Source organism: Prosthecobacter sp., assembly GCF_044232965.1.
GTDB lineage: Bacteria > Verrucomicrobiota > Verrucomicrobiia > Verrucomicrobiales > Verrucomicrobiaceae > Prosthecobacter.
Genome location: NZ_JBIIKX010000018.1, coordinates 36,216 through 60,948, shown reverse-complemented (window position 1 = coordinate 60,948; position 24,733 = coordinate 36,216). Strand labels below are relative to the sequence as shown.

The following is a 24,733-nucleotide window of genomic DNA, read 5'->3' as shown; positions in this document are numbered from 1 at the left end:
TGGGTCACCAATCTTTTTTGTTCGCGGGCGGGGTGTGGTAGCGGTTGGTCAGCGGTGCGGTGATCTCGTCCATGTACTGGCGGATGATGCCCTCGGCCTCGCCAGGGGTATAACCGGTGCGTGGATTGCGCGGGTCTCCCGACTCCGGGCGCTGGGAGACTTTTTTCTCCTTGTCACCCCCTTCGCCTTCGCCGGGTTTTTGGCCGTCCTTGCCCTGCTGGCCTTCTTTTTCGCCCTCTTTGTCACCACCGGCGGCCTGAAGGCGTCCTTCGGGCAGTTCCTTGGCGTCCTTGCCGCCGATGCCGTCGTCAGCCTCTTTTTTCTCGCCTTTGCCTTCGGATTCTTTGGGCTGGCCTTCGCCGTTTGGATCGCTGCCTTCCTTGCCCTGGCCTTCAGGCTCTCCCTCTCCCTCCTGGCCCTCACCTTTTTGACCCTGCTGGCCTTTTTCTCCCTTTTGTCCTTTCTGCCCCTGCTGGCCCTTCTGCTGCTTTTCCTGCTCCTCCATGACCTTGCGCAGCTCGTCGAGCATCTTGGCCACATGGTCGCGATTCTCGCGCAGTTCTTTGTTGTCAGGGTCGAGTTCTAGCGCGGCCTCAAGGTGGCGCAGCGAGTCGGTCCAGCGCTGGATGGTGATCTTCGGCTGCTTTTCCAGGCCACGGGCGCCCTGGTCATAAAGCGTGTGCCCGAGGCCGCGATGAGCGCGGGTGCGCAGCTTTTGATCCGGCGTGTGCAGCGCCTCGCTGAAATTCTTCACGCTGCCGTCGTAGTTCGTCAGCGCGTGCTCGGTGGCTGCCATGCCGTAGAGGAGTTCCTCGCGGGATTCGTTGAAGCGTTGTTCCTCCAGCAGTTTCGCATAAAGCTCGCGGGCCTTTTTGAAATCACCCTGCTCCAACGCGGAGCGCGCGTCGTCAGGCGTCGGGCCTTTGGGTTGAAAAATGGAGGCCAGCGTCTCACCCACATTCGCCGCACGTGCGGAGGGCGCGGGAGCAAAGGAGAGAACGGCCAGGGCGAGCACGACGGGGCGTGCGGACGGACGCGGCAGGGCGCTAATGATCCAAGCGAGCATAAGGAAGAGCATACCCAGACCCAGCGGCCATGCAAAACGCTCAATCGGCCGCGAGGTCTGGCGGTTGGCGGACTGCTGCTCGGTGAGGCGGTCGAGCACGGGCTGGATGGCGTTGCGATTGAGCGGCTGGGTGCCGAGTTTGAGATAACGGCCGCCGGTCATGGTGGCGAGCTGCTGCAAGACACCGCTTTCGAGCTGTGAGCGCACCACATTGCCTGCCTCGTCGCGGATGTAGTCGCCATCGATCTCAGGATTTGGAATCAACGTGCCGCCTTCAGTGCCGACGCCGACAGTGACGATCGTCACACCCGCGTTGGCGAGCTTTTGAAGTTGCGAAGTGAGGTTTTGGTCCGCATCGCCGCCATCGCTGAAAATGACGAGCGCGTAATTGCTCTTCGGCAGATTTTTGATGGCACGCTGGGTCACCTCCAGCAGGTCGCCGATGTTGCTGCCGCCCCACTCGATGATGGTGTGGTCGAAAACCTGCAAGGACTCGATGATGGCGTCATGATCCGTGGTGAGCGGCGCCTGCAAATAAGCACGGCCCGCGAAGGCCAGCAGGCCGACGCGTTCACCGGCGAGTTCGACGACCAGATCGTGCGCGGCAAGCCTTGCGCGGGTGAGGCGGTCCGGCGCAACATCACGCGCGAGCATGGAGCGCGAGGTGTCGATGGCGATGAAGACGTTGCGGCCTTTGTCGGGGATCTCGAGCTTTTCCTCGCCCCAACGCGGCTGGGCCACGGCAAAGACGAGACAGGCCATCGCCAGCGCATAGAGCGCATAGACGAGCCACGAGCGCCACAACGAGCGCCCGATGACCAGCGAGGGCCGCAAACGTGCGGCGGTGAACAAACGCTCGGCCTGCGAGCCATGCGCGTCCACCCACAGCTTCAATCCCACCAGCGCGGGAAGGATCAGCAGGAACCACAGCAGATGTTCGTGGGCAAAGGTCATGCGAAATCAAGTGACGGCAGGCTCGGGAGCCGAATGCAATACGGTCAGGGACAGCAACAGGGCCAGAAACAACGCTGCGGCGGAGACGGCAAGCGGCCAGGGAAACAACTCCTCCGTCTCGGTGATCTTGCGGTGCTCAATCTTGGTTTTTTCGAGTTGGTCGATGGTGCCAAACACATCGCTGAGCGAGCTGAGGTTCTGCGCCATGTAGAACTGGCCGTTGCCGATGCCGGCGACCTCCTGGAGCGTTTTTTCATCGAACAACTGCTGTCCCACCGGCGTGAAGGTGCCGCGACGCGGGTCAGGGATGCTGTGGATGCCCGGTGTGCCGATGGCGATGGTGTAAATCTTGATGCCGAGCGTAGCGGCGAGTTTCGCGGCGTCCTGCGGGCTGAGGCGGCCGGAGTTGTTCGCGCCGTCGGTGAGCAGCACGATCACTTTGCTAGGCGTTTTTTCACGCCGCATGCGATTCGCGGCGGAGGCGATGCCAGAGCCGATGGCAGTACCATCCCCAACGCGCTGCGTCTGCACACGGTCGAGATTGTTGATGAGCCAGTCGCGGTCCAGCGTGAGCGGACAAGGCAGATAAGTCTCGCCGGCGAAAGCCACGATGCCGATGCGGTCACTGCGACGGCCCTTGATGAAATCTGCCATCACACGTTTCGCGGCGGTGAGGCGGTTCACCGGCTGGCCGCCAATGTAAAAGTCCTCAATCAGCATGGAGAGCGACACATCAACCGTGAGCATGATCGAGATGCCCTCCGCTTTCTCCTCGTCGTAAGACAGCACCTTCTGCGGACGCGACAACGCAGCGACGCCAAAAACGAAGCTGATCAGAACGAGGCCGAAGATGAAACCACCGACGCCGCTGCGGGCAGGCCGCCCGAGATCACGCAGTAGCGAGGTGGCGGGAAATTTGATGGCCGGACGCCTGCCGCGACGTGAGCCGCGCAGGATCGCAAACAAGGGGGCCAGCACCAGCAGCAGCAACCAGAGCGGGTGCAGGATTTGGAAGTTGGGGATGCCGGGGATTGTCATGGTTTCTCCTCCTGCAAACGCGCGAGGGCTTGATCAATCAACGTCACCGACTCCTCCGTCGTGCGTGGCGCCGGCATGAATGAAATGTCATCGCAAAGCCGGGCCACAGGCTCAAAACGCTCGCGCCAGAGACCCTGGGCGCGCGGGATCGGCACACCGGGCAGCCGCTCTAATTGAGTGCCGTCGAAGATTTCATGCGTGGTGCGCGCCGGGGCGGGCACGGAGTAGCGCTCCATCAAATAACGCCGCAGGATCTGTGACACACGATGGCTCATGTCCTGCGGCGGAATGCTCGCCATACGGGCACGCAGGTCGTTCAGCGCACGGAACGCGGAAGTCCACGGCTGGCGCAACGGCGCGACCGGCACATGCTTGGGCCGCAGCAGCAGCCAGACGATGAGAGCGATCAAGAGCACCAGCAGCAGTCCGGCGGCCCACCAAATCCACCAAGGCGGCGGCAGCGGCACGCTTTCCGGCAATGGCAGCTCAGGATGCGGCAGAGGCGGTGGAACGGGCGCGGGTGCCTGCGCCAAAACGAAGAGAAACAACGCCTTCATCCGCGCCTCCTTCGTTTGCGAGTGCGGAAATACGCCTTCAAGGCCGGCACATAGTCCTGGTCCGTGCGGATGGCGATGCGCTCGACGCCACAACGACGCAGCAAATGCTCCAAGGCCATCTGCCGCTCCGCCACGCGGGCCGCAAACTGCTCGCGCACGGCGGGGTGGGAGGTGTTGACGAGGATTTGCTCGCCCGTCTCAGGATCTTCGAGGCAGACACGCCCGGCATTTGGCAGCTCAATCTCACGCGGGTCCATGATCTGCGCCGCGACAACGTCGTGCTTCGCCGCCACAGCGCGCAGGCTTTTCTCCCACGAGCTGTCGGTGGTGATGAAGTCGGAGACCAAGATCACCAATGCGCGATGCGCGATGCGGTTGAGCGCCAAATCGAGCGCGGGCTTGAGATCGGTGCCGTGCTGCTTCGGCTCGTTGTTCAAAATGTCACGCAGCACCCGCAGCGCATGCGGCGCTCCTTTGCGGGCGGGCAGATACTGCTCCACCTCGCTGGAGAACAGCGTGAGGCCCACCTTGTCCTGATTTTGCACGGCGCTGAAGGCAAACACCGCCGCGATCTCCGCCGCACGCTCGCGTTTTGAGTCGTCCTGGCTGCCGTAGTCGCCGGAGCCGCTGACATCGACACAGAGCATGACGCTCAGCTCGCGCTCCTCGACGTACTTGCGCACAAAGGGGTCGTTCATGCGCGCGGTGACGTTCCAGTCGATGAAACGCACATCATCGCCGGGCTGATACTCGCGGAAGTCATCGAACTCGATCCCCTGTCCTTTGAAGCGCGAGTGATACTGCCCTCCAAGCATCTCCTTCACCATGCCGCGCGTCAGCAGTTCAATGCGCCGCACACGCTTCAGAATGCGCGTGAGGCGTGCGTCGTTGTCGCTGGTGGTGGGGGCGGGCATCAATCGCAGGGCTGAATGTAATGATTGTCTATCTCCAAACGCCAGCAGCGGGCTTGATCGAGCAAGTCGAAGTCTTTGATGAACTTGCCAACAATGCTGCGCATCGGTCCGGCAGGAACACCATGAAGCACCATCTGCCGCTCTATGCCCGAGATCATGAGGCTGCCCGGCTCTCCGAGCAGTGTGTCCGAGTTGTCAACGATCCAAAAACTGGTCGCCCTAAGCGCAAACCAAGGCAGCAACTCCAAAGAAGCTTTCCAACGCGGCGCCAGCTTGTCCGCCGGGACACCGTGGCCGCCCGTCCTGACGCGGTGATCCACACGTTGCGCAGACAGTTCAGGTGAGTTCAGCGCCACATAAACGAGGAAGAAGTCGCCACCAAGCTCAAGCACGCGCTCGACCGTGGCGCAGTATTTTTGAGTGCTCAGGACGGTTTCCACCGCGATGGCGGCACCGGCCTCGATGCGCTGCATGATATGCTCCTCGCACTGATTGGCAGCACGAATGAAAGTGTCCTTCAAAAGACCGGGAGGGACACTCTCCCAGGTCGGATAGCCAAGCTGGTTCAGAAAGCCGAGCGTGACGGCGTCAGGGTTGATGAACTCGCAGTGAGCTAGCGCCTCCCGAAAGGGCGGATAACTGACCGTGGTGGTCTTTCCGGCCCCGTTCGGCCCAGCGATGATCCAAAGTTCAGGCTTGGGCATTGGCGTCGGTCGCTGGAATGCTGGCCTTGCCGGCCTGCGCATCGAGATACTCCCGGATGGCGATCTGCCGGCCTTCATTGAAACACCGCATTAAGACGTGGGTGAACTCAGGAGTCCGCGGGTCCACTCGGTGACGGCGCTGCTCCGTCGAATCTTTGACTGAGGCATTCGCGGTTTCGAGCAGGGGCGTGTTCATGAAATGAGCGAGGGGTTTGTGACGCTGGGCAAATATAAGATGTCGTGCTGGAGTCGCAACTCGCCTTTCACGGCACCGGCAGCTTGTCGAGCAGGGTCTTGACCACGTCCTCGGTGGTGACGCCCTCGGCCTCGGCCTCGTAAGAGAGAAGGATGCGGTGGCGGAGGATGTCGGGGGCGAGATCCTTGATGTCCTGCGGCACGACGTAGTTGCGGCCGTTGAGGAAGGCGAGGGCCTTGGAGGCGAGGGCGAGATTGATCGTGCCACGCGGCGAGGCGCCGCAGCGGATGAGCAGCTTCAAATGCGGCGCGAGCGTCTCGGGATGGCGGGTGGCATTGATGATGGCGACGATGTAGTCGCGGATCTTCTCATCCATGAAGATCTTGTTCACCACGACACGGCTGGCGGAGATGGCGGCGACATCGGTGATCTGGCTCACATCGAGCTTCGGCGCGGAGGTGGCCATGGCATCGAGCACCATGCGCTCTTCGACCGGCGTCGGGTAAGTCACGCGGACTTTGAGCAGGAAGCGGTCGAGCTGGGCTTCCGGCAGCGTGTAGGTGCCTTCCTGGTCGATGGGGTTCTGCGTGGCGAGCACCATGAAGGGGTCTGGCAGCTTGTGTGTGTTCTCGCCGATGGTGACCTGGCGTTCCTGCATGGCCTCAAGCAGGGCGCTTTGCACCTTGGCCGGAGCGCGGTTGATTTCGTCCGCCAGCACCAGATTGGCAAAGATCGGCCCGAGACGCGGCGTGAAGGTGCCGTCCTTCGGGTGATAAACCATGGTGCCGATGACATCCGCCGGCAGAAGGTCCGGTGTGAACTGGATGCGCTGGAACTTGGCCTGCAAAGTGCCCGCCAGCGTGCGCACGGCGAGGGTCTTGGCCAGGCCAGGAACGCCTTCGAGCAAAACGTGGCCGTTGGTCAGCAGCGCCACGAGCAGGCGGTCCACCAGCATGTTTTGGCCCACGAGCACGCGGGCGATTTCGGTGCGAAGCGGAGCCACCCAGGAGGAGGCTTGGACGATGGCTTCATTGTCAGGGACAGAGGGGGAGGCGGCGGAGGCGGGCATGTGAGAGTGCGGTACTGGTCAACGGGGCGGCATTCCGCGTCAACCTTCAAGGATCACAGGTTAAACGCCGCCCGCCCCTGTTTATGTTGCTGGAAATGAGGGCGAATTGGTCTTTGATCGCCTGCATGACCCTGAATGAACTGCGTGAACAAGTCTGCGAGGCCAACCGCGCCCTCGAACCCAGCGGCCTCGTGCGCCTGACCTGGGGCAATGTGAGCGGCATCGACCGCGAATCGGGCCTGTGGGCGATCAAACCGAGCGGCGTCGATTATTTGGAGCTGAAACCGGCGGACATCGTGGTGCTCGATCTCGAAGGGAAAGTCGTGGAAGGCAAACTGCGGCCTTCATCCGACACCAAGACGCATCTGGTGCTCTACCGCGAGTTTCCGCAGATCGGCGGCGTCACGCACACGCACAGCGTGCATGCCACGATGTTCTCCCAGGCCGGGCGTGAGCTGCCCTGCTTCGGCACGACGCACGCGGACCATTTTCACGGCACGGTGCCTATCGTCCGAGCCCTCACGCAGGAAGAGGTGGCGGAAGATTACGAGCACTTCACCGGCGTGGCCATCGTGGAGCGCCTGCGGGAACTGAAGCTCGATCCGCTGGAAATGCCCGCCGTGCTGCAGCTTCACCACGCGCCCTTCACTTTCGGCAAAAGCGCGCTGGATTCGCTCAATAACAGCATCGCCCTCGAAATGTGCGCCCAGATGGCCCTCGGCTCCTTTTCCCTCAATCCAGCCTTGCAGGCGATTCCTGCGCACATTTTGGAGAAACATCATCTGCGCAAACACGGACCTGGCGCGTATTACGGACAGAAATAACCTCGATTCAGAAGCTCGTGAAAAACAATCCCTCCCCCTCGTTTATTTGCCATCCGCTGATGTGGCTGATGGGCCTGGCTTTTCTGCCAGGATGCTCAAGCGAAAGCCGTGACAATATTTGGAGAAAGGTTGACCCCGCCGGCTACAAGCACGCCCACAGCGAGGTCTTCAACCCTGGCAAGTACAAGCACGCCACACCGGCCGAATCATCTGAGGCGCCCCCTGAAAAAGAATGGGACCTCACCCGACCAGAGTGATCTCGCGCCAAGTCACCAAGGCACGACGGATTTCAGCAGCAGCGGCTCCTCGCGGATGAGGAAGAAGCCGTGGAAGGGCGGCAGGGACGGCAACGGAGCTGTTGCGGCTTCCTGAGGCTGCCATGAGGGCGGATTGGTGCTGTTGTCGAGGTAGTAGCCGCTGTAGCCAACGACTTCAGTTGCGATGTCGCCATTCCAAAGGCGCAGACGATCCGCCGTGTCGGATGTGGCACCGGAGCGCAGGCCGGTGACAGGCGCGGAGCGTGCCGCAGGCCAGCCGGAGCCGTTCAATTGCGCACCTGGAACCAGCGGAATGACGAAATCAGCGCCGCGCACCTCGCCGGTGAGGAAGAGCGAGGCGCTTTCGCCACGCACATCGACCAAGACAGCCTCATGCGGAGCAAACGGACGCGTGTTCATGCTGAGAACTCCGTCAGACCACGCATCACCGTTCTGAACAAGCGGAGTGAAGTTGTTGATGGCGGTGTCGAAGACCAGCACACGGTCTCCGGTGGTGAACGCGGCCAAAGGCAGCAGTTCAGCCAGCATGTGATGCGGGCGAATGACAACGCGTGAGGCGGCCAGGCCATTCAGCAACCTGCCGTCCTCGTGGAGCACAAGGGTGTTGCCAGAACTGAGGGCGGAGTCGATTTCGAAGCGCTGTCCTACGAGAGCGCCGTCGAGCGCTTCGAGATAAAGCGATCCGGCAGGCAATGTGAGGATGGCAGGCAGCATGACCTCGTTGGCGAGCACGGAACTGACACGCCCGGTGAAGACGGCGGGCTTCATGAGTGGCATGCTGAAGGTGCGCATGCCGGTGGCGAAGGTCTGGCGGCTCCAGGCATGGGCGGGAGTAGCGGTGGAGGCCTCGGGAACGCCGTTGCGGTCGGCATCGAGACTGACTTTAAGACGGATGAAGCCAGTATCGCGGCCCTTGAAGACCAACAGACGTTCCAAACCGGAGTAATGACGAGTCAGGGTGTCATCCCCGTTGAAGGTGGTGGTGCTGGCGAGGTTCAGAGTCTTCCAGGCAGCAGGATCGTTGGCCAGGGTGATGTCGGTGAGTGTTTCAACATGCACGATAAGATCGTCACGCGAGACAACTGGCTGGGTAATGCGGGAGACAACACCGGCGGCACCGTCGTGGAAAAGATTGAAGCGGTTCGGCTGCAACGGGCTGAACGGATCAGTTCCGAGAGCGTATTCGAGCAGGTTGGCGGCGCCGTCTTCATCCGCATCATCATTAGGACCGCCCAAGGCATGGGTCTGGCTCCAGGTGGCGAAGGTGTTCGCGTTGGTCTGCACGGAGCCGGAGGTTCCATCCATGACAAGCCAGCGGCGGGCACGTTCACCAGCGGCGAAGCCACTGCCAGCGGGGGCGACGACTCCAAGGTCGCGGGTAAGATCGACACGTCCGTCGATTGAGTCATCCAAAGTGCCCTCACCACCCGATTCGGCGCTGCCGACAGGGCAAAGCCCAGGCCGCAGGGTGAAGACCGCCGTGCTGGCACCGTTGAGGGTGGGATTGTTGTTGAACAGGAGATCCTGGCCGACGTTGTCATCTCCCGGCACGGCGACAGACATGGGCAGCAAGCCCTCCAGCGCCATGCCGGTGACAAACTGCGAGGCCGGGATGTGCAGGAAGTAGTTACCTGGGTTGAGGCCTTCAATGTAGTAGCGACCTTTGCAACTGCAGCCGGAGGAACCCACGCTGACCGGCTCGTCCACCCCAGGAACCGCGCCCTCGGCATACAATTCGACGAAGATGTTGCCGAGGCTTTCACCCTCGTTGCGGACGCCGTCGCCATTGATGTCGATGAAGACGAAGTTGCCCACAGCCACGCTGCTCCAAAGACCGAAGTCGATGCTCAGGTTGGTGTCGGCATCCGCATCGTCATCCGCCAGGGATTCAGCGCCGCCGGTGAGGTTGACGACCGGGCTGTAAAGAGGTGTGCCGGAGCCGCCGGGCTGAGAGCCGTCATTGTTGTTATTGATGTTGTCGTCAGTGACGGAGGCTGTGCCCCCAGCTTCCAGATAATCAACGGGCGATGTGACCTTGACGTAATAGTTGCCCGCAGGCAGATCGGCGAAGAGGTACGCGCCAGTGGAGCCAGTCGTCACATCTGCACCGACCTGGAAATCCGCCGAGGCACCAGAACCGCCGATGGCATTGTCACCGCCGGTGCCAAAGAGCTGCACGAGCGCACCTGAGACGCCGAGTTCCGAAGCATCCTTGAGGCCGTTGCGATTGGCGTCCTCAAACACCAGGTTGCCCAGACTGAGCGTGCTTACCTGAAGCGTGAGATCAAAGTTGCGCGTGCAGCCATATAAGTCCGTGGCACGCACCACGAGATTGTAGGCACCGACGGAGGTCGGAATGCCGCTGAAGACACCCGAAGAGCTAAGGCTGATCCCGCCGGGCAAGCTGCCGCTTTGAATGGTGAAGGTGTGCGGCGCGGTGCCGCCACTGATGGAAAGCGTGGCACTGTAGCTAGCCCCCAGATAACCGACAGGCAGCGCCGCAGGCGACAGAACGAGCACTGGGCAAGTCGGCGCGAGCGTGTAGTTGCGCGTGCCGGAGCAGCCGTGCGCGTCCGTGGCACGGATGGTGAAAGTGGCCGAGATGGCGTTTGTCGGCGTGCCGCCGATCACGCCGGTGTTCGGATCTAAGGTCAGTCCGGCAGGCAGATTGTCGCTGCTCACGGCAAAGGTGTGTGGAGCGACCCCACCACTGACGGTAATAGGTTGGCTGTATGAAGTTCCGACCGTGCTGGCGGCCAGACTGACCGGGCTGAGCGTGACGACCGGACAGATGTGCAGACTGATCGCCTGCGTGCCCTGGCAGCCATTGGCATCATTGACGCGCACCACGATGTTGGTGGCCGGATTAGCCGCAGCGGTGGGTGTGCCAGAAATGACGCCTGTGCTGGCATTGAGGCTCAATCCGGCGGGCAACGCACCGCTGGTGATCGTCCACGAGCTGTGAGGCAAGGTTCCACCCGTAGCGGTCAGAGTCCGGTTGAAGGACGTTCCCACCGTGCCCTGGGCCAGCGACACCGGCGTGATGCCGATGGCCGGACAAACGGGCGTCAGGGTGTAATCGCGTGTGCCCGTGCACCCGTTCGCATCCGTGGCTGTGATGGTGAAACTGGCTGGCGCACTGCTCGTTGGCGTGCCGCTGATGACGCCAGTGGCACTGTTAAGCGCCAGACCAGCAGGCAAAGCGCCAGTGCTGACGTTGAAGATAAAGGGCGAGTGAATGCCAGTCGTGGTGAGTGTCTGCGTCCAGGCACTCCCAACCGAGGCGGCAGGCAGCGAGGCGGGATTGATGGCGAACGGCACGCAACTGATCGAAGCCATGTGGTCTTCCAATTCCCCGAGTCCGCCAGCACCGACGGACGTTGGATTTTGAGCCGCAGTCAGGCGGAAACGAGCCCCACGAATGCCTGGGATGGCGTTCACTGGAATGTTGAAGGCGATGTTTTGAGAAACACCGTTCGTTCCATGAGCGACGGCGAGATTTGTGGCGATCTGCTCTCCCGCATCCGCAAAGGAGCCGTTGTTGTTGAAGTCGATCCACGCGTTGAGATAACCGGCGGCGCCGCTGTTGTTCGTCACCACCACACCTGCGCTGCTGGAGGTGCCGGGCATCAGAACAGAAAGCGTCACGCCGTCCTCGTCATCGCTAGCGGTGGTGTCGTCACCTGTGGCGGTGGAGTTTTTCGTCGGCAGATACTCGGCGTCAGCCAAAGCACCCATGCGGAGGTCGGAACTGGCCAGGTTGGACGCGTCAGCCGCGCCATTCCAGTCGCCAAAATCGGTCACAGGCACGGCGATCGTGGCCGGATGATCCTCCACCTCGCCCACGCCGACATTGCCAGTGACTCCTGGAGAAGAAAGGTTCGTCAGGCGGAAACGTGTGCCGAGGCTCGCGCCAGTGACCGCACTCGCTGGAATGGTGAGGTTGAGCGTGATCGTGGCGTTGTTAGTGCCAGCGGCGACGAGGAGGTTCGTGGCGACCTGCTCTCCCGCATCGGCAACAGAGCCATTGTTATTGAAATCAAACCACGCATTCAGATAGGCCGGTGAAGCAGTGGTGTTCGTGGCGGTGACGGTGATGCTGGCCGGAGCACCAGCGGTCATGGCGGTGAAGGTGACGCCGTCCTCGTCATCGCTCCCGGTGTTGTCATCACCGGAGGCAGTCGCGTTGGGTGTGGAGGCAAATTCCGTATCCGCCAGCGTTCCGAGGCGCAAACCTGTATCCACCGTGGACGCGGCATCCGCCAGACCGCTCCAGTCACCGTAGTCGAGCGGCGGAGGCGAAATGGTGGTCACATAATCCTCAACCTCACCAGTGCCAGACTGGCCGGTGGCGCTGGCAGTGGAAATAGAGGTCAACCTGACGCGCACGCCGAGCGAGACAGCCGTCAAAGCCGTGGGCGGCACGGTAAAGGCGAGATTGCGGGTGGCATTGGATGTTCCGGTGGCGACTACCACGCTCGCGGCGACCTGCTCTCCCGAGTCAGTGAGCACGCCATTATTGTTGAAGTCGATCCACGCGCTGAGATAAGCGGTGGAACCCGTGCTGTTGGTGACGACCACCGGCAGCGTGGCCGGAGCGCCTGCCATCAGGGAAGGCAACGTGACACCGTCCTCGTCATCCACGCCCGTGGTATCATCTCCGCTGGCGGTGAGGTTGGTGATGGCGATGTATTCGGCATCCACCAAGGTTCCCATGCGCAGGGCATTGCTGGAGGTGCTGCTGGCGGCGGCAAAACGTGAGTTGTCACCCTGATCCGCCGTGGGAGCGGCGATGTTGACCACATAGTCCTCCACCTCACCTGCGCCGCCACCGCTGCCGGTGGCGCCCGGTGTGCTCGTGGTTGTGAGACGGAAACGCACGCCGACATTCGTGCCAGTCACAGCCGTGGTGGGCACGCTGACGCTTGGATTGAGCACGAGGCCGGAACTGCCGTTCGCCACGGCCAGATTGACGATGACCTGCTCGCCCGTGTCGGTGAAGACGCCGTTGTTGTTGAAGTCGATCCACGCGTTCAACGAAGCCGCCGCGCCGGTGAGGTTGGTCACGGTGGCAGGCACATTGAATGAACCGCCCGCAGTGAGAGCGGGCAACGCCACGCCGTCCTCGTCATCGGTGTCAGTGGTGTCATCTCCCGTCGCAATAGCGTTGGTGGTGGCGAGGTATTCCGCGTCCACCCGTGCGCCAAGGAAGATGTTGCTGCTCACGCCGTTGGAGGCGACAGCCGCACCGCTCCAGTCACCAAAATCGTTCGTGGCGGAGGTGATGACCGCAACATAGTCCTCAACCTCACCGATGCCAGAGGCTCCAGTGGACGTGGTGGTGGATGAGTCCGTCAGGCGGAAGCGCACAGCGCGATTCGAACCTGGATTGACAATCAGCGGTACCGTGAAGCTCAACTGCTGCACCGAGTTGAAGGGCGGAGTCGCGCTCCAGGGAGCTAGGTACTGGCCTGCGATGACGACAGGCCCGGTGCTGGTGCCCGGCAGCTCCCAAGCAGCGGCAAGATTGTCCCCGCCGGAGCCTTCCTTCATCAAAGCCTCGATGTAATAGGGCTTCCCTGCCTCCAGGGTGATTTTAACCGACTTCTGCTCGGGGAATGTCGTCCACGCCAGAGAACTGGTCCAGGTCGGCACCCGTGCGATGAGCGCAGCATTGGCCGCAGTCGCGTCCGTGCTGAGGAAGAGCTGCGTTTCATCATCTCCCGAAACCCAGAAGGTGTATTCACCGCTGACGGGCGGATAAACCCAGCCGCGCATGCGCTGTCCCATGTTGTCCGCCCAGTCGGTGGGAGCGGTGAAACTGGTGCGATAGTCGGAGCCTGTGGGGCTGTTAGGGTAGCTGGCGGAACTTGTTAGATTGGAGACGCTGCTGCCGGCGATGCCGGTCCAGTACTCACGCAGGATGGTGCCGGTGGTCGCGGGGGTGATCAAACGGGCTGCTTCCAAACGCTCCCCGCCACTGGCAAGAGTGGCGTTGTTGAGCACACCATCGTTGTTGAAGTCGATCCAGGCATGCAGCCAGGCGCTGGCACCGGTGTTGTTCTTCACCGTGACCGGCAGAGTGACGCTGGCACCTGGATCCAGGCTGGCAGGCACGACCACGCCGTCTTCATCATCAAGGCCGGTGGAGTCATCTCCTGTGGCGTTCATGTTCGTGGTGGCGGCATACTCCGCGTCGGCGATGGCACCTAGAAGCAGATTTGCATTCATCGTGCTGCTCGCAGCGGCGAGGACGGAATGGTCGCCAAAGTCAGTCGTTGGCGCGGCGATGGTGAAGGCATAATCCTCGATCTCACCAGCGAGCGCGTTGTTGCCGACTGGGCCGAGGCCGCTAGGCGCGGAAAGCCGTGCACGCATGCCAAGCGGCACGCCGGTGGTGGCGGTCGGCGGCACGGTGATGGTGAAGGTCAAAGAGCCGTTGGTCGTTCCGGTGGCGATGATTTGATTGGTGGCGATCTGCTCACCCATGTCGGTGAGCACGCCGTTGTTGTTGTAGTCGATCCAGAGGCTGAGGAACCCGTTCGCGCCGGTTCCGTTGGTCACGCTGACAAGGATATCGACGGTTTGACCGGCCGTCATGGAAGGCAGCGTCACGCCGTCTTCATCATCCACTCCACTGGTATCATCGCCCGAGGCCGCAGCGTTGCGAGTGGGGGCAAATTCAGGATCTTGCAAGGCACCCAAGCGCAAGGCGGGATTGACGCCTTGCGAGGCATCGGCAAAGCCGCTGAAGTCGCCAAAATCCGTGGTGGGAGCCTGGATGCTGACGAGGTGGTCCTCCACCTCACCATTCCCGCTGACGCCAGAGACGCCGGGGCTGGCGGTGCTGGTGAGGCGGAAGCGCGCTCCAAGACTCACGCCCGTCAGTGACGTGGCGGGAATAGTGAAGTTCAGGTTCTGGGTGGCATTGTTCGCTCCGGTGGCTATCAGCACATTCGTGGCGACCTGCTCGCCCGCGTCTGCGATGCTGCCGTTGTTGTTGAAGTCGATCCAGGCATTCAAATAAGCACTCGCGCCGGAGGTGTTGGTCACCACCACAGGAAGAGTGACCGGTGCACCGGCTATCATGGTGGGGAAGACCACACCATCCTCGTCATCCTGCGCGGTGCTGTCATCCCCGCTGGCGGTGACATTGGTGGTGGCAGTGTACTCGGTGTCCACCAACGCGCCGAGGCGGATGGCCCCGTTTGCTGTGCTGCTGGCGCTTCCAAAGCTGGTCAAGTCACCAAAATCCGTGGTGGGAGCGCCGATATTGATGACATAATCCTCAACTTCGCCGACACCACCCGCGCCGGTGGAGCCGGGTGAGATGTCATTCGAAATGCGCACACGCACCCCTAGATTGGTGCCGGTGACAGCGGTTGAAGGCACCGTGAGATTCACCCCCCGTGTAGCATTGCTGGTGCCGTTGGCGATAGCGGTGTTCGTGGCAACCTGCTCGCCGAGGTCAGTGAAAACACCGTTGTTGTTGAAGTCGATCCAGACGTTTAGGTAGGCTGACAGCCCCGTGTTATTCGTCACCACGGTGGTGATCGTCGCAGGTGCGCCAGCGATCATGGAAGGAAGCGTCACACCGTCTTCATCATCCACGCCGCTGCTATCATCGCCGCTGGCGGTGGCGTTACGAGTGGAGGCGTACTCCGTGTCCACCAAAGCGCCGAGGCGCAGATTCGTGCTAGCGGTGTTGGAAACCTCCGGCGCACCGTTGAAGTCGCCAAAGTCGGTCAAAGGAGCGAGGATGATGATGGGATGATCCTCCACCTCGCCGACACCTGCCTGGCCGGTGGGGCCGGGATTCTGGATGTCTGTAAGGCGGAAGCGTGTGCCTAGGCTGGTAGCGGCTGTGACGGCGTTCGTCGGGATGCCAAAATCGAGATTCCGGGTGACGTTGTTCGTGCCTGCTGGCACCAGCAAGTTGGTGACGACCTGCTCGCCCGCGTCGGTGAGCACGCCGTTGTTGTTGAAGTCGATCCAGGCATTGAGGTAACCCGCCGCACCCGTGAGGTTGGTCACTGCCACGGGCAGCGTCACCGGCTGGCCGGCGGTGACGGATGGAAAGGATAGTCCGTCCTCGTCATCCTGGCCGACGGTGTCATCACCATCCGCGTTGGCTGTCTTGGTGGGAGACCCTTCAACATCCACCAACGCGCCGAGGCGGAGATTGCTATTGGCTGTGCTGCTGGCATTCGCCAAGTCGAGTTCGTCGCCAAAATCGGTCGTAGGCACGACTATCGTCGTCATGTGATCTTCCACTTCGCCATTTCCATCCAGACCGTCAATCCCCGGTGTGGTGACACTTGTCAGACGCACGCGGATGCCGACCGCGCCCAAACTTGCGGCCACAGGCGCGGTGAAATTGATGACATTGCTGGCATTCGAAGTGCCGGTGACGATGGAGGTGTTCACCGCGACCTGCTCACCCGAGTCCGTGAGGACGCCATTGCGGTTGAAGTCAATCCAGGCGTTCAGATAAGCCGTGCTGCCGCTGGTGTTGGTAAGATTGACTGTCAGACTGCTTGCGCCTTCTTGGGCGATGCTCACAGGCACCGTGACACCATCCTCGTCATCGCTGCCGGTCAAATCGTCAGCCGCAGCATTGGCATTGGTGTCGAGGCCGCCTTCTGAATCCGTCAGAGCGCCGATCCGCAGCGTTCCATTCGCCTTACTGCTCGCGCTGGGGAAGCTGGAGTAATCGCCGAAGTCCGTGTTGGCCACGATGCTGGTCGTGATGTCTTCCACCTCCCCGCTGCCATCCTGACCATCCGGCCCGGGGCTGCTGTTGCTGGTGACACGCACGCGCACACCGACCGTTCCTGTTTTGACGACCGCAGGCACGGTGAAGTTGACCACGCGGTTCGAATTGGATGTGGCGTTGGCGATGGCGGTATTGCTGGCAATTTGTTCGCCCGCATCGGTGAGCACACCGTTGCCATTAAAGTCGATCCAGGCGTTCAGATAGCCGGTAGCACCGATGGTGTTGGTGACGTTCACGGTGAGGCTAGTGGAAGTGCCCTGGGTGATGGCAGCGGGCACGGTCACACCATCTTCGTCATCGCTACCAGTCGTGTCGTCGCCTGTGGCGGTGGCATTGGTCGTGGCCTGACCTTCCATATCCACCAGGGCACCGATGCGCAGTCGATTGTTCACGACGCTAGTGGCAGAAGGGAAGAGATTAAAGTCGCCGAAGTCGAGCGTCGGTGCCGCGATGGCCACTACATAGTCCTCAATTTCACCCACACTGTTGCTGGTGGAGAAACCGGGAGTTGGAATGTCTGTGAGACGGAAACGCACACTACGTCCCGCGCCGACGGAGGCTGCCACCGGCGCTGTGAAGGTCACATTGAACGTGCCTGCGTTGGTGCCGTTCGGGATGACGATGTTGGTGGCGATTTGATCCCCAGCATTGGAAAGATCGCCATTGGCACCGAAGTCGATCCAGGCATTGAGATACGCTGAACTGCCGGTGGTGTTGTTCACAACGACGGGAATCGTCACCGTCGAGCCTGCGGTGATGGAGGCAGGCACCGTCACGCCGTCCTCGTCATCGCTGACAGTGATGTCATCGCCCGTAGCGGCCGTGTTTGTCGTGGCCGAGACTTCGGTGTCGAGCAACGCTCCCATTTTCAGCCTGCTATTGAACGTGCTGCTGGCGTTTGGCAGGGTGCTCAGATCTCCGAAGTCGGTGTTTGCCAGCGGGGTGATCGTGTAGTCTCGGGAAACGACGCAGCCGTTGGCATCAGTGGCTGTCAGTGTAAAAGTTGCCGCTGTAGTGCTTGCAGGTGTGCCACTGAGCACACCCGTGCTTGAATCAAAGCTCAGCCCTGCGGGCAGACTGCCAGAGGCGATGCCATAGACATAAGGCGCAGTTCCGCCAGTAGCCGAGGCGGTTTGACTGTAGGCGAAACCAAACATTGGTTGAGTCCATGTGACCGGGCTCAGCGTGATGGCCGGGCAGACATTGATGCTGTAATCGCGAGTCGCGGAGCAGGCCTCACCGATGGATGGAATGGCTTTGGCTGAGTCCACCACGCTCGTGCGCGAGGAATCGACACGAATTTCCATGTGGTCATCGAAAAGGCTCTGACCATCACGGACGATGTAGATGCGGAAACTGCCGACGCTCGAGTTGCCGCCGAGCGCGGCATCCGTCGAAGTAACGGTCACTGGCTGTCCGGCGTTGAATGCAGTCAGATTCCAATTCGCTGGAGTCGTCGGATCATTGGCCCCCGCGTCGGTGTAAGTGAAGCGCACCGCGCTCCAATCAATGGGCTTGGTGGTGCCGTCTTTGGGACGCACGTAGTTGCGTATGTTGAAGGTGTCACCGGGGTTAAGATCGAGGTTGTAAGTCGTGAATTCCAACTCTGGATTGGAGGCGGCTCCAGTGGTGGCCCGAACCGTGAAGTCACTTTTACCGAGGAGCGTGGGAGTCCCAGAAATGGCTCCGCTAGTGGAGTTCAGCGAAAGACCAGAGGGCAGTGAACCTTGGACAACCTGCCAGGAATAGGAATTGGCAGGGGATGCCGATAGATTTGACGAATACGAGGTGCCGACGACAGCGGCTGGGAGCGTCGGCGGGCTGATGCTGATGGCCGGACAACTGATGACCACCACGTAATCTTCGGTTTCGCCGTTAGCACCACTGCTGGTGGGAGTTGTGGAGATATTGTCCGTGAAACGGAAGCGAACGCCGCACTGTGAGCCGAGCCGTGCATTCAATGGAACCGTGAAGGTGACGTTGACCGTTTGAGACGAGGCGTTCGCTGGCACGGAAGCGTTGTAAACTCGTTCCCCTCCCCCAGTCACGTCCGCATTGCTGAATGTGCCGTCGTTGTTGAAGTCGATCCATCCCTGAAGGTAACGTCCGGCGGTGTTAGAGTTGAAAACGCTGACAGGAATAGTCACGCTTGAGCCGATGGCAATGCTCGCTGGCATGACCACACCATCGTCATCGGCACCATCGGCAGTCGCCATCGCATCCGGGATAACGCTCGCTTCGGCGTCCACGGTATTGCCGAGACGGATGTTGGTAGTCCTCTTGGTGCTGGCGGCCGCCGTCGCTGCGCCGCCACCATTCCAGTCGCCGAAGTCACTGTTCACCGGAGTGATCGTGTAGTCACGTGTGCCGGTGCAGCCATAGTTGTCCGTGGCACGGATGGTGAAGGTGGCCGGAGTTCCGTCCACAGCGGAGCCAGTGATTGCTCCAGTGCTGGGGTTCAAACTCAGCCCTGAAGGCAGCGAACCGCTGACCACAGCGAAGCCGTGAGGTGTGGTGCCGCCGCTCGCGCTCACGGTCTGGCTGTAGGCGAGGCCTGCTATGCCATTCGGCAATGTGGCGGGGTTCACCGTGATGGTTGGACACAGAGGTGTGACGTTGTGAGGCCGGGTTCCTTGGCAACCATTGGCATCTGTAGCACGAATCGTGAACGTGGCACTCGCGTTGCTGTTCGGGATACCGCTGATCACCCCGGTGTTGGTATTGAGCACCAGACCGGTAGGCAGAGCACCTGTGGCAACGGCATACACATAGGGTGATGTGCCGCCCGTGGCTGTGAAGGTCTGGCTGTAAGCAGTTCCAACCGTGGGGGCAGGCAATGTGATCGGATTCACCGTCACCGTCGGGCAAACATGTACTGCGAGGGTCTTCGTGCTCTGACAGCTCAGAGCATCCGTGGCTCTGAAGGTCACGTTCACACCAACGCCATTGGCAGTGGTTGCCGTGCCGCTGATGACACCTGCACTGCTCAGTGTGAGACCAGCGGGCATTGTGCCTGAAGTGATGGCCCAAGTGTAAGGCCCGGTGCCTCCTGTGGCGACCAGTGTCTGGCTGTAAGCGGTCCCGAGGATGGCATCTGGCAGCGTGCTGGTGGTCACCGAGACTGTGGTGCAGGCAGGTGTGACGGTGTAGGCGCGTGTGCCAGCGCAGCCGCGCGAGTCAGTGGCACGAAGTGTGAAGCTAGCGCTCGCGCCACTCGCGGGTGTGCCGCTGACAACACCCGTGCTGGTGTTCAGGCTCAGTCCCGCAGGCAATGCCCCGGCGCTGATCGCCCATGTGTAAGGTGATATGCCGCCAGTGGCCGTGAAGGTTTGGGTGTACACGGAGCCGAACGTCATTGCCGCCGGTGTCGTGGGGCTGACTGTGATTGCGGGGCAGGCCAGGAAGCCAAAGTCGAGGGTCAGGTCCGAGTTTGGATCGGTGTCGCCATCGGTGATCGACTCGGTGCCACCTGCGAGCGCGATGAGAGGACTGGTGATCGGCTGCCCTTGGGCGGTTTGGATGCCGTTGTCATCATTGTCCTGACCGTTGTCTGCGGTATCCGCCGAGGCACTGCTCAATGGGAAAGATGCAGGAGCCGTGGGGATGTAAATGAAGTACTGGCCGGGTGAGAGATTGTTGAAGGAATAGAGGCCGCCACCTGCGGTGGTGACTGTGGCCGCTGGGGCAGCAGTGAGTGGATTCTGCCCCCCCAGGAAGAGCTGCAAGGTCACACCGTCGATGCCTGCTTCCCCTGCGTCTTTCAGGCCGTTGTTATTGACATCATTCCACACGGTATTGCCCAGTTTCATGGATGGAGCGGCACCCGGACAGGCGGCACCATCGGAGTTTGACACAGCAGGGCCGGTGCCCACCGCAGTGATGCTGCCGTTTAATGAGCCGCTGGTTCGGTTGAAGACATATAGCGTGTCCTGGTTGCCCGAGGCGCCAGCGCTACCGAAGCCATAGGTCAGCCCGTTGGCATCAATGATCATGGAACCCCAAGCACCCGGAACCGCAGATGCCACACGTGTGGCTGCGCCGGTGGTGAGGTTGATTTCAAAAAGGCCGAGCCAGCTTGTTTCAACTGTGGAGTAGCCGTACACCTTGCTAGTGAGAGGATCCCACACGATGTCTCCGAAATTACCACCGTAAGTCGTGCCGGTTCCGGTGTTGGTGACGGTGACGGGTGATCCCACAAGCGTCGCCGAGGTCAGGTCAATAGTGTAAAGCTGAGTCGAAGCGGGGCTGAAATTGTACAAGTTCAGAATCATCCGCCCGTTGGTCAGCGCGGTGGCACCCGACCACTGTCCGTTGGCTCCAGGCGAGGGCAGGCCTGCTATAGCCCCCATGTCCACCAGCACGCCTTGGGAATTGATGCGGTAGAGATGATTGTCGTTTTGATCGACGCAATACAAGTAACCCCCATAGGCTGCGAGACCGTTGAGTTTGTAGCCGTCAAAGAAGAAAGTCGGCACGAGCGAGGGGCCGTCGCCCACATAATACAGCGTCGCGTCCCACACTCCAGAACCCGCGCTGGTTTCGGCGTTTTGGACGATCCAGAAGCGATTATCACAAACGAAGGGAGAACCGATATTGGATGCGAAGCCGAAATCGACGGTGTTGTCGATGTTGCCAATGCCGGTGGAGCCAGGCTCGGTAGCGGGAGAAAGCTGAATGACCGGGCTGTATGCAGACGTGCCTGATCCTCCGGGTTGTGCCGCGTTGTTGTCCCCGTCCTGACCGTTGTCCGTCGTGTCTACGACAAGACTCGTGCGTGAGAGCGGTGGTGTGGGCACCTTGACGTAGTAGTAGCCTGCGGCGAGGCCGGAGAAATTGAACAAGCCTCCGCCTGCGGTGTTCAAGGAGGCGACCTTGGTGTCTGCATTGGCAGCGGTGCCGCCGATGGCGTTGTCGGCACCCGGCGTCCAGAGTTCGATCAACACATTGTTAATGCCGCTTTCCTCAGGATCGAACAGTCCGTTTTCGTTGGCATCGTTCCAGACGATGTTGCCGATGCCGAGGCTCGGAGTGATCGCCACGGTATAATCTTCGACTTCACCATTGCCGCTTGCTCCGGTGGCTCCTGGACTGCTGGTGGAGGTAAGACGCACACGGATGCCAGCCGTTCCGAGTGTCGCGGTGGCAGGCACCGTGAAGTTCACTGTTTTGTTCGAGTTCGAGGTGCCAGTGGCGATCACCGTGTTGGCGGCGACCTGTTCGCCACTGTCCGTCAGCACCCCATTGCGATTGTAGTCGATCCAGACGTTCAGATAGGCGGTGGCACCGCTCGTATTCGTCACATTCACGGTGAGTGTGCTGGCACTTCCGCGCATGAGCTGAGAAGGAACCGTCACGCCGTCCTCGTCATCAAGCCCGACGGTGTCGTCACCGGTGGCGGTGGCATCTGGGGTTGGCGCAGAATCAACATCTGTCGTCGCCCCCATTTTGAGCGTGGCCAGCATGTTGCTGCTCGCGCTCGAGAAATCTGAAAAGTCACCGTAATCGGCCGTCGGTGTCGCAAAGCCCAGGTCAACCGTGAGATTGATGTCGTCATCTAACGCATTGTCTGAGGCGGCATCAAAGCCGGTCTCACCCGTAGTATCCGTGGGCTGGCTGCCCGGAGTGAGCACGAGCAGACGAGTGCTGACGCCGCTAGTGGCAGGTGAGGCACCGTCGCCACCGTGATCCGCATCGTCGAGCCAGCTAGTGCCGAGAACAGAAGCTTTGCCAACCAAGGCACCGCCAGTGTTGAAGTTGGACGCAGGCACATGAACGAAGTAACTGCCGCCACGCAGACCGCTGAAAAGGTATTTTCCTCCATTGGCCGTCGTGGTGGTGGCGGTGGGCGTGGAACTTCCGACAGTGTCACCTTCTTTGTAGAGTTGCACCGTGACCCCGTTGACACCTTCGCCAGTGGTGTAGATGCCGTCGTTGTTGGCATCCAGGTAGATGAGGTTCCCGACTCCAACCGTGGTGCCGTTATAGTCACCGGTCCACATGGGAAAGCCTATCGTGCTGCTGTTGATGTTGATTTGGTTGCCTGCGATGCTTCCCTCTTTCGTGGTGCTGTCGATACTGATGGTGGCGGACGGAGCGAGCACAGAGGCGTTCATCGTGGTGCTGTTGATGGCAACCGTGCCGGCGCACTGATGAAAGTTGAATAGCAAATCTTGCCACTGATTCTCGGAGCCGACGGTGGTGCTGGTAAAGGTGGCGTTGCCCGTGCCGCTGACATTCACGATCCAGGCCCGTGGATTCTGGCCGTTCGCATTCAGGACGAACCGCGCACTGTTGATGTCCGCAACCGTAAGATTAAAAACCGCCACGCCTGTGCCCACAGTGGCTCCTGCTTGCAGGGTGTAGGTGCTACCACTGATGACAGCTGAGCTGTTGGCCGTCAGGCTTGCATAGCTGGCGGACTCGGAGTTCATCGCCGCATAGATGGCGCTGAAGTCGGGGCTGGGGCTGGTGCTCGTGACGGTGCTGCCGCCGCCAGAAGGATATTGCAGATTGCTACTGGTGAAGCTTATGCTGGGAGAAAGATAGATGCTGCCAGAGTAGGTGCGGATGGTGGAACTGGTCAAAGTCAGCGCCGTTTGCAACGCCATGCTGTATTGTAGGGGAGAGGTTCCTGCATCCGGTGCGCTTGCCGTACCACCCACGTTCATGGTGGTGCTGTTGAGAGAAAGGGTATTCGCGATCGCTCGACCGGCACTCAGCGATGAGCTGTTCACACTGATGGCGTTTTTACTGATGATGTTGAACCGACTCAACACCGAGCTGCCGCTGAGGATGCTGGTGGTGTAGTCCTCGACTTCGCCGTTGCCGCTGGCACCGGTCGGTCCTGGACTGCTGGTTGAGGTGAGGCGCACACGCACGCCTGCCGTGCCTGCTGTGGCCAAGGCTGGCACGTTAAAGGGCACCGTCCTGTTGGTGTTCGAGGTGCCGGTCGCAATCACCGTGTTCCCGGCCACTTGCTCGCCGCTGTCCGTGAGAACGCCATTGCCGTTAAAATCAATCCAGGCGTTCAGGTAGGCAGACGCCCCAGAGGTATTCGTGACATTCACAATCAATGAGCCTGAAGTGCCCTGCATCAAACTAGCTGGCACGTTGACTCCGTCTTCATCATCCGCGCTACCGGTGTTGGTGGTGTCGTCACCTGTGGCGGCGGCATTCGTGGTGGCGCTCACTTCCGCATCCACCGTTGCCCCCAGCCGCAGGGTGGCATTCATCATACTGCTGGCGCCGGGTAAGAGTGAGTGGTCGCCGAAATCACTGGTGGCCACATTGATGGCATAGTCCTCCACTTCTCCTTTGAGCGTCGAAGCCCCGCTGAAAGTGGGAGATGTAGCACCTTCGGTGATGCGGATGCGGAGATATTTGATGCCTGCGGTGGTTCCGGCAGGAGGTGTTAGCGTAAAATTATAGGTCCCTGTGGCGCTGACTGTCTGCACCGCGAGCGTCTCGTTCGTGTCCGAGGCATCATTGTCACCGTTCCAATCAGCGAAGACACTCAGGCGTGCTGTGGCACCCGAAAGGCTGGCGGCGGTAACCGTCACGGGGATGGCCAGCGTGGTGCCAGTGCCGACGGTGAACGCGGGCATCGTGAGATCTTCGTCGTCCGTGCCCGTCGTGTCATCAATGGTGGCGGATCCGGTCGTGGGATTGACTGCCTCAGTGTCTGTCGCATTCGTTCCGATCCTGATGATTGAGTTCGCCACCTGCGTTGCCGAAGCAAAGGAAACGTAATCTCCGAAGTCCGTGTTTGGCGCGATGGTGATGATGCCATCCTCGACTTCACCATTGCCGCTGACAGATACTGGTCCAGGGCTGCTAGTCGAAGTCAGGCGCACTCGGACGCCCGCTGTTCCAGGACTGGCCCCCACGGGTGGGGTGAAGTTGATGACGCGATTCGAGTTCGAAGTTGCCGTCGCGATCGTGGTGTTCACCGCGATCTGCTCCCCCGCATCGGTGAGCAAGCCGTTGCGATTAAAGTCGATCCACACATTCAGGTAAGCGGTAAGGCCTGAGGAGTTGGTAACATTCACTGTCAACGAATTGGCCGTGCCTCCGGTGATGGAGGCGGGCAAGGTCACACCATCCTCGTCATCCGTGCCGGTCGTGTCGTCACCGGTCGCCGTCGCGTTCGTCGTCGCTGCGGACTCTTTGTCCGTGGTCGCGCCGATCTTCAACGTCGTCACCACCGTGCTACTAGCCGAGCTGAAAGCGTTGTAGTCGCCAAAGTCCGCCGTCTGCGCCTGCGCCGTCCCATTCGCCCAAAACAGGCTCATCAAAGCGCCGCACAATGAAACGACGAAGCGTGCCGTGGGCAAACGGCACGCCGGAGCGTCGGTTCG

Annotated in this window: 10 protein-coding genes; 2 read left to right on the top strand and 8 right to left on the bottom strand. The window is 60.9% G+C overall.

Going from position 1 to position 24,733, the window contains the following annotated elements; translation table 11 throughout:
• Positions 1–4: 4 nt before the first annotated feature.
• The 7 genes from ACILSI_RS10035 to ACILSI_RS10005 form a co-directional block, all read right to left on the bottom strand.
• Positions 5–2,020 carry a VWA domain-containing protein gene (locus ACILSI_RS10035; protein ID WP_395721741.1) on the bottom strand — a complete coding sequence of 672 codons (2,016 nt, stop codon included), beginning with the start codon at positions 2,018–2,020 and terminating at the stop codon, positions 5–7.
• 6 nt (positions 2,021–2,026) lie between these two features.
• On the bottom strand, positions 2,027–3,058 hold the full coding sequence (locus tag ACILSI_RS10030; RefSeq protein ID WP_395721740.1) for a VWA domain-containing protein: 1,032 nt from the start codon (positions 3,056–3,058) through the stop codon (positions 2,027–2,029).
• Positions 3,055–3,615, bottom strand: a complete 561-nt coding sequence (locus ACILSI_RS10025; RefSeq protein ID WP_395721739.1) for a DUF4381 family protein — start codon at positions 3,613–3,615, stop codon at positions 3,055–3,057. Before ACILSI_RS10025 ends, ACILSI_RS10030 begins: the two co-directional genes overlap by 4 nt.
• Complete coding sequence (locus ACILSI_RS10020) at positions 3,612–4,529, bottom strand: DUF58 domain-containing protein (protein WP_395721738.1); 918 nt, start codon at positions 4,527–4,529, stop codon at positions 3,612–3,614. The genes ACILSI_RS10025 and ACILSI_RS10020 overlap by 4 nt, the downstream gene beginning before the upstream one ends.
• Positions 4,529–5,233, bottom strand: a complete 705-nt coding sequence (locus ACILSI_RS10015; protein ID WP_395721737.1) for a hypothetical protein — start codon at positions 5,231–5,233, stop codon at positions 4,529–4,531. The genes ACILSI_RS10020 and ACILSI_RS10015 overlap by 1 nt, the downstream gene beginning before the upstream one ends.
• Positions 5,220–5,429 carry a hypothetical protein gene (locus ACILSI_RS10010; RefSeq protein ID WP_395721736.1) on the bottom strand — a complete coding sequence of 70 codons (210 nt, stop codon included), beginning with the start codon at positions 5,427–5,429 and terminating at the stop codon, positions 5,220–5,222. The genes ACILSI_RS10015 and ACILSI_RS10010 overlap by 14 nt, the downstream gene beginning before the upstream one ends.
• A 67-nt stretch (positions 5,430–5,496) precedes the next feature.
• Positions 5,497–6,498 carry an AAA family ATPase gene (locus ACILSI_RS10005; protein WP_395721735.1) on the bottom strand — a complete coding sequence of 334 codons (1,002 nt, stop codon included), beginning with the start codon at positions 6,496–6,498 and terminating at the stop codon, positions 5,497–5,499.
• 125 nt (positions 6,499–6,623) lie between these two features.
• Here ACILSI_RS10005 and araD point away from each other — a divergent pair, with 125 nt between their 5' ends.
• Both araD and ACILSI_RS09995 read left to right on the top strand, forming a co-directional pair.
• Positions 6,624–7,322, top strand: a complete 699-nt coding sequence (araD, locus tag ACILSI_RS10000) for an L-ribulose-5-phosphate 4-epimerase AraD (RefSeq protein WP_395721734.1) — start codon at positions 6,624–6,626, stop codon at positions 7,320–7,322.
• 17 nt (positions 7,323–7,339) lie between these two features.
• Positions 7,340–7,579 (top strand): hypothetical protein, encoded by a 240-nt coding sequence (locus ACILSI_RS09995; RefSeq protein WP_395721733.1) that lies wholly within the window; start codon positions 7,340–7,342, stop codon positions 7,577–7,579.
• A gap of 12 nt (positions 7,580–7,591) precedes the next feature.
• Here the strand turns inward: ACILSI_RS09995 and ACILSI_RS09990 are convergent, their stop codons facing one another.
• On the bottom strand, positions 7,592–24,667 hold the full coding sequence (locus tag ACILSI_RS09990) for a GEVED domain-containing protein (protein WP_395721732.1): 17,076 nt from the start codon (positions 24,665–24,667) through the stop codon (positions 7,592–7,594).
• Positions 24,668–24,733: the final 66 nt, after the last annotated feature.

Coding starts and splice junctions, on each gene's coding strand:
- ACILSI_RS10005 (WP_395721735.1), bottom strand. CDS start 6,498: ATGCCCGCCTCCGCCGCCTCCCCCTCTGTCCCTGACAATGAAGCCATC.
- ACILSI_RS10025 (WP_395721739.1), bottom strand. CDS start 3,615: ATGAAGGCGTTGTTTCTCTTCGTTTTGGCGCAGGCACCCGCGCCCGTT.
- ACILSI_RS10010 (WP_395721736.1), bottom strand. CDS start 5,429: ATGAACACGCCCCTGCTCGAAACCGCGAATGCCTCAGTCAAAGATTCG.
- ACILSI_RS09990 (WP_395721732.1), bottom strand. CDS start 24,667: ATGAGCCTGTTTTGGGCGAATGGGACGGCGCAGGCGCAGACGGCGGAC.
- araD (WP_395721734.1), top strand. CDS start 6,624: ATGACCCTGAATGAACTGCGTGAACAAGTCTGCGAGGCCAACCGCGCC.
- ACILSI_RS10035 (WP_395721741.1), bottom strand. CDS start 2,020: ATGACCTTTGCCCACGAACATCTGCTGTGGTTCCTGCTGATCCTTCCC.
- ACILSI_RS10020 (WP_395721738.1), bottom strand. CDS start 4,529: ATGCCCGCCCCCACCACCAGCGACAACGACGCACGCCTCACGCGCATT.
- ACILSI_RS10030 (WP_395721740.1), bottom strand. CDS start 3,058: ATGACAATCCCCGGCATCCCCAACTTCCAAATCCTGCACCCGCTCTGG.
- ACILSI_RS10015 (WP_395721737.1), bottom strand. CDS start 5,233: ATGCCCAAGCCTGAACTTTGGATCATCGCTGGGCCGAACGGGGCCGGA.